At 44.1% G+C, this 14240-nt stretch carries 6 protein-coding genes; all 6 read left to right on the top strand.

Annotated features, from left to right (window positions below):
- Positions 1–191: 191 nt before the first annotated feature.
- The 6 genes from MKX74_RS25360 to MKX74_RS25335 all read left to right on the top strand — a co-directional run bounded on the left by MKX74_RS25360 (position 192) and on the right by MKX74_RS25335 (position 14225).
- Positions 192–4169 carry an S-layer homology domain-containing protein gene (locus tag MKX74_RS25360; protein WP_341180167.1) on the top strand — a complete coding sequence of 1326 codons (3978 nt, stop codon included), beginning with the start codon at positions 192–194 and terminating at the stop codon, positions 4167–4169.
- Between the two features lie 287 nt (positions 4170–4456).
- A complete protein-coding gene (locus tag MKX74_RS25355; RefSeq protein WP_341180166.1) occupies positions 4457–7579 on the top strand; it encodes an efflux RND transporter permease subunit in 3123 nt (1040 codons plus the stop codon).
- Positions 7580–7595: 16 nt separating this feature from the next.
- Positions 7596–8948, top strand: a complete 1353-nt coding sequence (locus MKX74_RS25350) for an efflux RND transporter periplasmic adaptor subunit (protein ID WP_341180165.1) — start codon at positions 7596–7598, stop codon at positions 8946–8948.
- 475 nt (positions 8949–9423) lie between these two features.
- Entirely contained in the window at positions 9424–11808 is a 2385-nt protein-coding gene (locus MKX74_RS25345) for a copper amine oxidase N-terminal domain-containing protein (protein WP_341180164.1), read from the top strand.
- Positions 11809–11895: 87 nt separating this feature from the next.
- Entirely contained in the window at positions 11896–13452 is a 1557-nt protein-coding gene (locus tag MKX74_RS25340; protein WP_341180163.1) for a stalk domain-containing protein, read from the top strand.
- A 203-nt stretch (positions 13453–13655) separates the two neighbouring features.
- A complete protein-coding gene (locus MKX74_RS25335; RefSeq protein WP_341180162.1) occupies positions 13656–14225 on the top strand; it encodes a hypothetical protein in 570 nt (189 codons plus the stop codon).
- Positions 14226–14240 lie beyond the last annotated feature (15 nt).

Genomic DNA, 14240 nt, shown 5'->3' with positions numbered 1-14240 from the left:
CTTAAATAGCAACCTGTGGAGTAGAGCGAAGCTCTGTTCTACAGGTTTTTTTGCATTTTGGCTATTTATTTTCTCATACTTCTCCTCTCTCTTTTTTGTGAAACTCCTAAAATTATGTATGTTTACTGCCGATAAAGAAAATATGTATCGGTGCGTACCCAAGGTGCGACAGACTGAAGGAGGATAATAATTTGAAGCGAATATTTTCCATGCTTTTGACGTTTGCCTTGGTCGTTGGCATTTTGCCAACAGGCTGGATGGGAACGGCAAGTGCTGCAGGGACGTTTTTCATCTTTCCTGATCAAAGCTATGACATGAGCTTGCCTAAGACAGTGAACACAGAGCGTGTTACTTTCAAGGGGTCCATTAACGGAGTAAGCAGTAATTCGATTTCTTACAGTGTGGTTCAGCTATCAAATGGTGTAGCTACGAACAACAAATCGGAGAATCTTAGAACAGGACTGGCCTTTGCAGGATCGAACATTACAGTAAGCGACCTGAAGCTGTATCCTGGTATGAACAAGATCACATTTTTCAGTAATCAGAATTCTTCAAACATGCAAGACAGCATCTACATCGAGTATCAGGATGGTCCTAAGTTATCCAATCTGACAGCTACATTAGGTAGCCAGACAGAAGGGCTTCCTGAAGGAAAAACGACTGTTCTGGTGGATAATAACAACTCTGGGACAGACGATGTAAGAGTGATTATAAGAGGTACTGCCACAAATGCAACAAGTGTGACCTTGTCATCTGACAAGAGTAACACGACCTACAGCGTGTCTAGTGCTAACAACTATTTATTTACAGGCTCTGTTACGTTAGCTCCAGGGAGCAATAAGGTAACGATTAGAGCATTCAATGGAACACAAAGCGTAATTGGAGAAAGAGAAATTACGATCTATACAGGTAACCCTGAATTTTATGATGTAGTTCTACAACGAGATGGAAATACATCGGCTGATCTGTCAACATCGCCAGATTTTACGGTAGCTGGTAATACTGGAGTTCAGATTTCTGGTAAAATGCTAGTTCCAGCTGGGAGTACCTTCCCAGTAGTTAATGAAGTATTAGGTACGTTCAGTAATGCAGATCTGACCTCAACAGATGTGGCTATGGTCACAGTAGATGCTGGAACTACAGGTGGTTACAAGACCTATACCTTTAGTGGTACCGTTCCAGCAGGGGTAGGCTTTGATAAGCGTACAAGAGTAGCTCTTGCTGCGAAATATACAGATGGCACAACTTCATCTGCATCTGTGCTTCACTTCACATTGCGCAACAGCACTGTACCTTATATCTACAGCGTTAATTATTTGCCGGATTTCAATTCACAGTTGCTCACTAGAATCAATGCAAATGATAATACGGCAATTACGACAGCAAAAACACTAACTGGAACGTCTATGAAGGACACAACAACGGATATTCAATCCCTGCCGGTGGGTATGGAATTCATTATTGTGAATGGATCAGGAAATCCACAACTGGCTCCAGGTATTGCAGGGTCTCTGGTAGTACCAGCTAACTTGCAGAGTGATGAGACGCGTGTCATTAACGGTAAGTCTACTCCTGTGCGAAAAGTAATTGGATACATGCAAACATTGCCTAAGGAAGGCACCAACGATCTGAGTTTCTATGTGGGTTCAGATCCAACCAAAACGGTAAAGGCAACGGTTAATTTGCTCTATGGACCATTTGCCAAGTTCAATAGCATTTATGATGGACAACGCATTGAACTCGATACTTCAAAGGGCAACACGAATACGGCTAAGCTGACTGCTATGGGGAACTTTGCCGGTCAATTGTTGAATATTCCATCTTCGTCGAGCGTAATTTATACGGGCTCAAACAAAAACCTGTTTCTGTACATTAATAATGTAGAAGTCGAGCTTAGTGCAGCATCAGGTGGCTTTACGTTGAATATTGCTGATAATGACAAGGCTGCGGGTGCCTTGAATATCGGTAACAATGAAATCAAGTTGGTATATCGTTCTGCGAATGGTTCCTATGAGAACACGATCAATGTTGTGTTTGCACAGACCAATATTCCAATTATTCCATTCCCGGGTACACAGGGTGTATTGCCCTATACCGTAATTAGTGGACTGGAAAGAAAGCCGGAGTATAAGGAACTCGCACCAAAGGCAACAGACAAGAACTTCACTAAGATTAATGATAACCAATATACGACGAATCAAAGTAAAATGAATGTCTTTGGTACGTTCCAACTTGTAGATCTTGGCAAGTCAGAAAATGATGTGCAGTCCGAAGTTGATCTTGTTACTAACCGCGGTAACTATATTCTCGAGATTACGCCATCTAGTGGAAATACTACGACATGGACTCTAAATGACGAATTCATTTCAGCTAATAATAAAACTAAAATTTACAATGAAGGCAAAGCTGTAGATGGCTTGGTTGTATACTACCATCCAGACAAAAAGTACTTCAGCTTCATCTTGCGCGATCAGGAGATTCCACAAGACGGTTCTGCTGTGGTGTACAATATCGCATTGTACAACAACGGTAAAGGTGGCCAATCCGCCACGTTCCGGCTTCAAGTATCGGGACAATCTACAGGCTTTACGCTGCTGCGTCCTTTGCCTGAGAAGCGCATCTTGAATCAGAATTTCGTAGAAGTAATAGTAGATGCGGCTAATGCAGATTCTGTTGTTGTAAATAAAATAGCAGCAGAGCAGACTGGTTTTGATTCCAATTTCGATGGTGTTGTGGATAAACCATCTGCTTGGAAAGCGATTATTACAGGACTAAAAGCGAATACGGACACCAAAGTAACTGTGACCGTGACTTCGGGAGGCCAGAAGGTTGATCAGACCTTCACCGTGAGATATGTACCAACGAATATTCCGGGTGCACAGTTCATGGAAGCCATGAAATCATCCCATAAAATATTCGATGGTGATGTAACACTGGCATTCCCAAGAGGAACCAGCCTGATTCGTCGAGATTATGATGTACCACAGCAATTTAAAAATCAGGTCTTTTCGGGGCACACACTCTACTTTGCTATAGCAAATAGCACAGATGGTGTAGTAGATCGACACGAATTTGAACTAGACCAAAATGGCAATGATATAAAAGATATGGAAGACATCATATCTAGAGGGGCTACTTTCTTTGGACGGGGCTTCCCTGAAAAGTTCATCAAATCCAGCCCGGTATACTGGATAGATCCGGGAACAGCAGATGATATTAATACTAGTAATGCTTATGACCCTGTAAAATATGGTGCTGATCCATATCAGTTGCTGGATAATCCGAAGCTAAGCACAAAGCCTACAATCCGTAGCTTTTACAATCGTGATGCCAGAAATGAATTAGTGCCATCAAAAACAGCTACATTAACATTGAAATACGATGACAGTGTTGCTAATGATGCAGGAAAAGGAATTACTGTATTCCGATTTGATTCGGATATTAACGCTTGGCAAAATATTGGTGGTGTCGTTGACGCCAAGAAAAATACAATAAAGGTACCACTTGACCGCTTTGGGTACTATGTGGTTGGTAAAGTAGGAGAGTCATATTCTGATATTATCAGTCATTCCTATGCCAGAGAATTCCTGGAGACCATGTATGCCAAGGGTGTTATGAACCCAGTAGACCCTGTAAACCGTTTTGGACCAGATCTTTATATTAATAGAGGCGAGTTCACGGCGATGATTGTTAAGGGGCTTCAGTTGCCGTTGAACTACAGTGGAGCAAAACATTTTGACGATGTCAGTGATTCTCTAACGACTGTATCACCAACTGCATTGTATGATTTCAGATATATTGAGACAGCAGCTCGAGCAGGTATTGTAAAGGGTTCGCAACCAAGAACCTTTGGTCCAGATAACCCGATTACGCGCCAGGATGCTGCCGTCATCATTGCGAAGGCACTTGACCTGAAGCTGGAGACCAATCGTGATAAAGTCACTAAAGATCTGTCCAAGTACTTCAAGGATGCTAACACAATTGATTATTATGCACAGCCTTCTGTTCTAGCGATTGCGAAGAAGGGGATTATTGCAGGTTCGCCAATTGATGCTAGTGATCCTAAGGCAGGAGCTAATTTTAATCCTACAGCGTTGACGCTGCGCGGAGATGCCGCGATTATTATGGCGAGAGTCATGATTGATAAGAAATTGCTTCCTAAGATGTAATCTAGGCGTTCCCTTTATACGCTTCATGCCGGATGGCTGAGGCGTATAAAGGGAAGCTTTTTTACGTCCTCTAACCGGGGGATATCTCCATTTGACCGGGTGTACAAACATGTGCAATAATAAATTTAAATGTAGGTTTTTTTTTGGCAATTTATTTTAAAATGTAACTATTATAAAAAAATACGTTTTATCTAGGGCCAAACTGAAACCTGCTTGTATTACTGGCGTAATACCAGTAGATGCAGTAAAAAAACGAGACAGATTCATAGTAATTGGGGAGTGGTGAGATGTCACAGTTTTCCATCCGTCGTCCGGTCACTGTATTCATGTTAATAGTGACCCTATTAATTGGAGGCGGAATATTCGCACTAAGACTTCCAGTAGAGCAGATGCCTGATATTAACCTGCCGATTGCAGCGGTTGTTACCAGCGCACCGAACTCTACACCAAGTGAAGTCGAAGAATTAATCACGAAACCGATTGAGGGTAGTCTGGCATCCGTCCAAAATGTTGACACCATCAGTTCACAGTCGTCGGAGGGCTCCTCCATGGTTATGATTCAGTTCAATTGGGGAATTGACCTGGATCAGGCATTGCTTGATGTTCGCGATAAGATTGATTCGGTCAGAGGTGCTCTGCCCGACTCAGCGAACGCTCCCCGCATCCTGAAGATCGACTTGAATGCCACTCCGATCATCAATTTGGCTTTCACAGGCGATATGGATATCAACACTTTGAAGAGTGTTGCTACCGAGACGATTCAACCCGAATTGGAGAGAATCGGCGGAGTTGCATCCGTATCGATCGCAGGTGGTCAGGATCGGATGATCCGCATTACGCTCGATCCAGGTAAAATGCAGGGTTACGGCATCACATTGGATCAGGTAAGCCAGATGTTGGCCGCGAACAACCTGTCTGGTTCTGCCGGCTCCGTTACACGGGGCGATACAGAAATACAGATCCGCGTACAGGGTGAGTATCAGGCAGTCTCTGAAATTGGAGAAACGCTGATACCAGCAGGTAGTGGGACTGTGAGATTGAAGGATATCGCCACAGTGGAGGATAGTCTGGCTGACATCGACTCCATCTCGACCTTCAACGGTAAGCCGAGTATTAATATCGGGGTCACCAAAGCTTCAGGTGGCAATACGCTGTCAATAGCAGATGCTGTTAAGGATAGGCTGGACTCCGTTAGAGCCAAGCTTCCTGCAGGCACGGAGTTAACGCTCGTGACTGATGCATCAGAGCCTGTTCGTGACTCTGTATATTTGCTAGTAGAGCACGCCATTCTGGGTCTGGTCATTGCTTCGGCAGTGTTGCTTATGTTCCTGAACAGCCCACGCTCTACGATTATTGCAGCTGTAGTAATCCCGATTTCCTTTATTGCGACATTTATGATGATGTACTTTACAGATCAGACTGTAAATATCATCTCGCTTAGTGGTTTGCTTCTCGGACTCGGCTCCTTCGTCGATTTTGCCGTCGTTATTATTGAGAATATATTCAGGCAAAGACACGAGGGTAAGAGCATGCTTCAGGGGGCGATTGATGGCTCCAAGCAGGTAGGTAATGCGGTTATGGCCTCTGCCTTGGCCCAGATTGTCGTGTTCCTGCCAATTGTCTTCGTAGATGGTATTGCAGGTGAGATGTTCAAGCCACTGGCGCTGACGGTTATCTTCTCACACATTGCGGCTTTGGTCGTATCATTGATGATCGTTCCAATGCTCAGCTCCATCTGGCTGCCTAAGGTGCCTGACGAGTCTATATATACTTCCGGTACATACCGCGGAGCGAACCCAATCATTTGGTTCAATATCGGCTTTGAGAAGTTTAAGGCATTCTATACTAGAATTTTAAAATGGAGTCTTGGCCACCGGAAATCCATCATAGCAATTACGATTCTAATGTTTATTGGCGCAGGTATGCTGATACCATTCGTCAAGGCTGAATTTGTACCGGCTGGTGATGAAGGTAACTTCACGGTTACTTTGGAAATGCCTAATGGTACCAAGCTGGAAGAGACCGAGAAGGTCGTTCAGCAGATTGAAGCCGAGATACAAAAAATCCCGGAGCTCGATATGATGACTGCAACGGTAGGGAGTTCAGGTGGCTTCAGCGCTGCCGCTGGGAATTCAGGGAGCTTGACAGTTACTCTACTGGATGAACGCGCACGTTCCACTAATCAAGTAGTAAGTGAGCTTCGTGGCAAGCTGAGCCAAATTCCAGATGCAGATATTACTATTGAAGCTACCGTAGGCTTCTCGACAGGTTCAGCGGTACAGATCAACCTACGCGGTGATGATATTGATGTATTGCGTGAGCTGTCAGATAGTCTAGTTAGCGAAGTGGGCAAAATTGAAGGAGTAGTTAACGCTACAAGCTCACTCGATGCTGTACGTGAAGAGTATGAGATTCTCGTTAATAAACAAGTTGCTTCACAGTATGGTCTATCGGCATCACAGATATTGTCTACTGTCCGCACTTCATTTAATGGATCAGTAGCAACGTCATTCCGTACAGGAGATGACCAGATCGACGTCCAGATTACTTTGCCGAAGGAGTACCAACAGGACTTCTCTTATCTGGAGAACCTGCGTATTACCACAGCACAAGGGATTGACGTACCTTTACTGTCTGTAGCCACGATGCAACGTGTAGATGTACCGCAGACAATTACCCGTGAGAACCAGGTGAGACAGGTACAAGTAACGGCAGGAGCTGATACGAACGCTAATACAGTCGAGATTAACCAAAAGGTTACTACATTGCTCAACAACCTGAAGCTGCCAGAGGGCTATACAGTGGATACTGGTGGCGGCCAGCAGGAGCAAATGATGGAGTCCTTCACTAGTCTTGCCATTGCGATCTTGCTATCAGTAGTATTGATCTACATGGTTATGGCTGGTCAGTTCGAATCCCTGTTTACACCGTTCGTCATTATGTTCTCCATTCCACCGACACTCATTGGAGTAATCTTTGGTCTGGTAGTAACAGGCACAAGTCTTAGTATCACCGCCCTAACCGGATATATTATGCTTGCAGGGCTCGTGGTGAATAACGCGATCATTATGATTGATTTCATCATCCAGCTTCGTCAGCAGAAGGTAGAGCGAGAGGAAGCTATTCTAAGAGGGTCGTCGGAACGTTTACGGCCAGTCTTGATGACGACGTTATCAACGGTACTTGCACTCTTACCAATGATGCTCTCATCCAGTTCTGCTAATGAAATGATGGCGCCTATGGCGGTCGTTGTAGTCTTTGGTTTGTCGTTTGCATCCGTTATTACGTTGATTTTGATTCCGGTAGTGTACTTGATATTTGATAATATGATTGAGAAACGCAAGAATCGCAAACTGAAAAGACAGCAAAAAAGAGAAGCCAAGCTGCTTAAACGCAGTGTTCAGGTCTAAGTGAGGTGGGGGAACCGTGAAGAAGAAAAGTATTGTGTTATTATCTGCTTTAGCTCTGTCGGTAGCCTTGGCGGGTTGCACAGGAGGAGAGCCTCCTGCTGCAGCTCCTGAGGAGCAACAAGCGGTATCTGTTGAGGTATCACAGGTGACGCAAGGCAGCATTAACGATGAAGCGGGTATTATTGCCAATCTCGCAGCCAATGAGACCGTACAGGTCTCTCCTAAGGTTAGTGGCAAAATTCAAAGCATTAACCTGAAGATTGGTCAGCAAGTAAAGCAAGGAGATGTGCTGTTCACATTGGATCCTAAGGATACACAGGACAGTATCAGACAATCTGAGGAATCCTATCAGGTCGCTCTTGCGAACTTGAAGCAGGCGGAAAGTGGCTATCAGCAAAGCGTCCAACAGGCTAAATCAGCAGTAGACCAGGCGAAAAGTGGCCTAACCCAACAAAAAAGTGCAATTGGCCAAGCGCAAAACGGAGTAGCTGATGCAGAAAGTGCATTGAGAGATGCGCAGAATGCTGCACAGCGGACCCAGCAGCTACATGCAGCTGGAGCTGTATCCCAGTCTGAGCTGGAGCAAGCTCAAACGGGCCTAAGACAGGCTCAAAGTGCATTGAACAACGCTCAAATTGCGCTTAGCAACGCACAAACTAGCTTAGAGAGCGCGCAAACCAGCTATGACAATGCTCAGAAGTCCTACCAACTGGCGCAGCAAAGAGCTGGAATTGAAGTGGCACGTGCTTCTGCCAATCAATCCAAAGCCGCTCTGGATACTGCACGCAGCCAGCTTGCAGACCTTACAGTGAAGGCCCCGATTTCCGGGAGTATAGCTGCTGTTAATGGTACAACCGGCCAAATGGTAGGTCAGAGCGCTGTAGTTACGATTGCCAATACCAACCCTATTGTGGCGAAGGCCAACTTGTCAGAAAGCGATATCCAGAAGCTTAGCCTGGGCTCGCCGGTTACGGTAGGAGTTGCAGCATTAAATGAACGAATCGAGGCCAAAGTGACGGCTATTAGTTCGGTTATGGACAATGATCTGCGTGCCTATCCTGCGGAGATTTCCATCCCTAATAATGGTGGGGCCCTGAAGGCTGGTATGATCGCGAATATATACTTTAAGTCTGAGGGTGAGCAGGGCTTGTTGGTGCCTCAGAGCGCCATTGTGGAGCAGTCTGGTCAGAAGTACGTCTTTATAATAGAAGGAACTGTTGCAAAACGTGTAGAGATTAAGCCGGCAGCAGAGAGCTCTACCCAGGTACAAGTCAGCGAGGGTCTTACTGCTGGACAACAGATTGTCACTAAAGGGTCCAGTATGCTGACAGATGGGGCAACCGTCAATATTGTGAATTCAAATCAATAAAGAATAGAATGTCCGACTGTCTCTCCGCATATGCTGGTATGAGGGGGGCAGTCATCTTTGTTCGGTCTTTGCTTTACTATTTCTAGCGTCTACCACTTGTCCAAATTAGGGTTAATAGGAAAAAGTTGTTGGGTGACGATAGAATAGGTTTAATAGTATAATTATGACTAAAGGAAGCATGGTACATAATTTTTTAAAAACATTGAAAAAATTTTTTAAAAAAGACGCAACTTTTTAGAACCTGCTCACGTCTAATTGTGTGAGTATGGTACAGAGAGGTTACAATGGGTTACAAATTCGTAAAGACAAAAAACGCTAAAAAACTTCTTTACGACAATGTCATCGCATTGTATAATACTGGAGTAAGTTGTGGCCATACGCTTTCTATGAATTTTGATTCCAAGCTTCTGTGATATTGTCACAGATATCATTTTATAAGGGTTAGGTAAAGCTCGGAAAGGAGGTGTAACGACTGATGAGTGACAAGATCCGACAAAAAGAAAAGAATATGGATATGCATGATATTCAAGGAGGAGAAAAAAAGGTTATGACAAAGTTTAACAAAAAGATGATCAACGTGTTCGCAACTGCAGCTCTCGTAGCTGGCGTAGCAGCACCTGTAGCAGCTCTCACTGCTCCAACTGCAATTCACGCAGCAACTGGTATTTCCGTAACTAACACACCAACTGTAAGTGATGGTGGAATCTCTGCATTCGGTACTGTAAACTTCACGATTGGTGAGAATGCTACTATTCGCCCTGGTGATTCTGTAACTATCAACTTGCCTTATGATCTTCCAGGAGCAAGTGACAATGTAACAGGTGCTACCTACACAGCTGAAAACGGAAGTCAATACGTCTTCAACCCTAACCTTGGCCAAACTTCTGGTCCAAACGGTATTCGCTGGTCTGCTTCCAGTGATCTGTCTGGTGTAGATGTTACTGATTTTGCAGTTGTACTTAAATCTGCAGACCGAGTTGAACTTCGTTATGTAGGTGATGAGACTGCTTTTGTTGATGGTGACGATGTTAAATTCTCCTTGCGTCTGGGTGCACTGAAAGTAGATGAAGGCGATAACGGCGCTGCAGAAGTTAACTTCCAAGCACCAGGTTCTTCTGCTTTCCCTACTGGTAAAGTAGTTGTAGGTAACGTGAATGACAGCAACGATCTGAACCTGTCCTTCTCTAGCCTCGATACTTCCAACAACGAATTCACGCCTAAAATCGTAATCGTTGAGCCTACTGCAGGCGCATTGGATGGCAACACTGAGATCAAGATCAAGCTGCCTAACGGTTATGCTTGGACTGGTCTGGCTACTGGCAAATCCATCGATAGAATCTATGGTAACGTGCCAACAGCTGCAATTGAACTGGATAGACAAAATAATAACCAAGAACTGGTTATTACTTATAACGCTAGCAAAGACACTCGTTCTGCTTCCGAAAAAACAGCTACTAAGCTGGAAATTCCTTATAACTTCGCAGTAGAAGATTCTTCCCTGGTTAAGAAGGGTGATGTTATCGCTCGCGTATCCGGTAAGACTACTACGAACCTGGCTGATGCTAAAATCGGAACTTACGGTGACTTCGGTACTGGTCTGACAGCTACTGATGCTCCTACTATCGTTGCTGGTAAGCATGAGCAAGATACTGCTGATCTGATCCTGAAGCAAAACATCGATGATAGCTTGATCAACGGACGTACTATCGAACTGACTCTGCCAGAAGGTACTGCATGGCAGGCAGTATTCGAAGCAGTATATGAAGATTCTGCTCGTCCTAACTACTCCAACCTGGAAGCTCCTGGTGGAAAATCTTCTATCAAGAACAAAGATGTTACTTTGAGATTCGATGGATACACTGGTACTGACCGTCGTACTGCTAAGTACACGATCCAAGGCCAAGGTGAAATCTCCGAGCTGAAGTGGGACAATGTTGAAATCGCAACAGCTGCTGACTTCACTGGTGATGTAACAGTAACTCTGGGTGGTAACGCTGGTGTAACTGGTTCTGCAGTAATCGCTAAGGTAGTTGCTCCTGTAACTGCTGCAGCTGCTACTAAGCCAAACGTAATTATCGGTTCTACTACTCAAAAGGCTGCTGACTTCACAATCACTGAAACTCAAGCTGAAGCCTTCAAGTATGACAGAACTGTAGTTCTGGACCTGCCAAACGGAGTATACTTCACTTCTACTCCTAAGGTTGAAGTAACAAGTGGTGACCTGAGAATCTCCAACGTGAAGAGACTGGCTGGCGACAACCAAGTTCAATTTACAGTAGATTCCGATAGCTCCACTGCAAGTACAATCAAAGTGTCTGATGTAAACATCACACTGGATCGTACTGTACCAGAAGGTGACGTTACTCTGGAAGTAACTGGACGTTCCGTTAACGAAACTTCCGTTTACACTAGCTGGACTAACTCTTCTGTAGCTAAAGTAGCGATTGCTAACACTGCAACTCCTGCTCCTACAGATCAATCCGCTGTTGAAACTGTATTCACACTGGGAAGCACTTCCTACACTGTGAACGGTGAAACTAAAACAGCTGACGTAGCTCCTTACAGCGAAAACGGACGTACTTACCTGCCAGTTCGTTACGTTGCTGATGCTCTGGGTGTTACTCCACAAAACATTCTGTTTGACAAAGCTACTTCCACAGTTACCCTGCTTAAAGGTGACCGTGTAGTACAAATCAAACTGAACACTAACCAATTGATCATCAATGGTTCTGTAGTTCCTATGGATGTTAAAGCAGTAACTAAAGACAACCGTACAGTATTGCCTATCAGATGGGTAGGTCAAGCGCTGGGCGTTAACGTTAGCTATGACGAGACTGCTAAAACTGTAACAATCAAGTAATTTAGCACTCATCTATTCTTGAATAACGAAAAAAGGGTTCCTTATGGAACCCTTTTTTCAATAATGAAAGTCCGGAGGTAACCATACATGAAACGTTTAGGTTCTGCTTTTTTGTCGACGTTGCTGCTTTCTTCTGCAGTCGCAGGAGCGGTGTCAGCACAGACAGCAACTACTCCAATCCGCGTATTGATTAATGGTGTTGAACAATCATACTCCCAGCAACCGTTCAAGAGTAACGATCTGACCCTTGTTCCACTGCGTTCACTTTTTGAAGGACTTGGTGCAGAAGTAAGATATGATGCGGCTACAGGGAAGATTACAGCCCTTAAGGGAACAGATACACTGAGTTTGCAATTAAATTCTAAGACTGCTTATAAAAATGGACAGTCCATTATTCTGGATGTACCAGCACAATCAATTAAGGGTTCAACCTTTGTTCCGTTACGCTTTGTTGGAGAGTCGTTAGGCGCCAAAGTAAATTGGAATGCATCCAACTCAACGATTGAAATTACGACGGAGCCTACTACAACTCCAGTAAGTGAAGTTGGGACCACGCCCAAATCGGATAGCTTACCAACACCTGCTACAGAAGCTACTTATGAAACGAATACAGAGCCTTTGAAATTTGATGATGCTGTGGCTATGGCACTTAAAACAAGTAATAGCCTCAAATCACAGGAGGCTTCGTTGCAGCAACAAAGCAACAAATTAGATGATGCAGCAGACAATCTGGATTTCATTCCGGCCCCACAAAGTGGAACAAGTGAGGCTGCTAATGCTGGATTTAATGCTTATACGCAACAACAGATTGGTTATCTTGGTTCACAGAAACAACTTGAAATTACCAAAGATAGCTTGGAATATCAAGTTAAAAGTGCTTATAATTCCATTATTACAAATTTAGAAGCCAAACGTATGGCTGATCTAAACCTTGAAGATGCACAAAGAAGCTTGCGTATTATACAAATTAAGCGCTCCAATGATATGGCAAGTGACTTTGAAGTAACGCAAGCAACCTCTAAAGTACAGCAACAAGAAGCGGCTAAGGAAGTTGCCCTAAAAACACTTGAGGATTCGTATCGTCAATTAAACACATTAATTGGCTACAAACCTGATCAAAGATATGCTCTAGTTGATGCCCCGGAATTCAGCGTGTTTGAATCAGATGTTGAAACCAAAGTAAGCCAGGTGGTAACAGGCAGCCCAGTGGTATGGTTGCAAGAGCAACGTGTGAAAGTAGCTAACCTCAATATAAATTATTTTGTGTTCACAGGGCAGACTGCAAATTCCTATGATAACACCAAGATTGAGATTGAGAAGGCTAAATTAACGTCGGAAGACACAAAAAAACAGCTCGCAGATAGCGTAAGAAGTATGTACAATAAGATCAAAGAGCTGGAAACACAATATGCTCAACTACAAAGCGGAAAAGTAACAGCAGAGAACGCATTGAGTGTCGTGAAGAAGCGTTATGATCTTGGCATGGCTACCGAATATGAAGTGTTTCAGGCACAGCTGCAGCTAGAGACGTTAAAGCATCAAGAATTGTCGATTGTTACTGGATTGGACAACCTTAAGCTGGCTTATGAAAAACCATGGGCGGCATCGGCTGGTGCTGGAGCTTCCTCTTCCAGCGAAGGCTAAGTTTTATGCATGATGTATTAGAACGTAATAATTGTACTTGCTATCATCCCCTCATGTAGGGGATTTTTTCTTGTCCTAACCGTGGATTGCCTTTATAGTTAAGTTAATTAGAGAATATCCCTCCCTTGTATTGGCTGGAGTGAATAGGTCGACAGAGGGGCACATCACTGAAATACAGATAGCTAGGTAGTAAGGAGGACTTTATGAAATCAACTTATAAAATTGCATTAGCGGCGTTCCTGATCGGTGGAGGCATTGTAGCAGGTACCGTCATGAATAGCTCCGTAGATGGAGCCTCCAGTGGAGGGCAACCTGGTACTGCAGATGATCCTGTGGTTACGAAGAGCTATGTAGATCAGCAGATCGCCAATGCACTGAAGGGTGGCAGTTCAGCCGGATCGTCTAGCGCGCCTGCAACTATGACTCCGCCACCAGCACAGACTGGCAGTTCTAATAGTGCAGCCTCAGGTGGAGCTTCCACTGGAAATACATCGTCAGGAGAAGCTATTAAAGTAGTAGAGCTGACACCTGGTAAAAAGCTGCTTGCAAAGGCTGGAGCGGAATTTATCGTGAGAAATGGCCGTGCAGTTGTATATAGTATGGATTCCAGTGGTGCAATAGATATTACGGATGGTAAAGAGATTTTTCACAACCAGGCAATTACGAAGAATCATCTTATATCCTTTCCAAGAGATGACCGTGGTATTCAAGTCAAAGAAGGCGAAACCAATGGTATCGTGGTAATGGTAAGAGGCGGATACAGTGTACAGTAAGAGTCATTAATGTTT

The organism is Paenibacillus sp. FSL K6-1230, assembly GCF_038002385.1.
Taxonomy (GTDB): Bacteria; Bacillota; Bacilli; order Paenibacillales; family Paenibacillaceae; genus Paenibacillus; species Paenibacillus massiliensis.
This window is presented reverse-complemented; position numbering and strand designations above follow the sequence as displayed.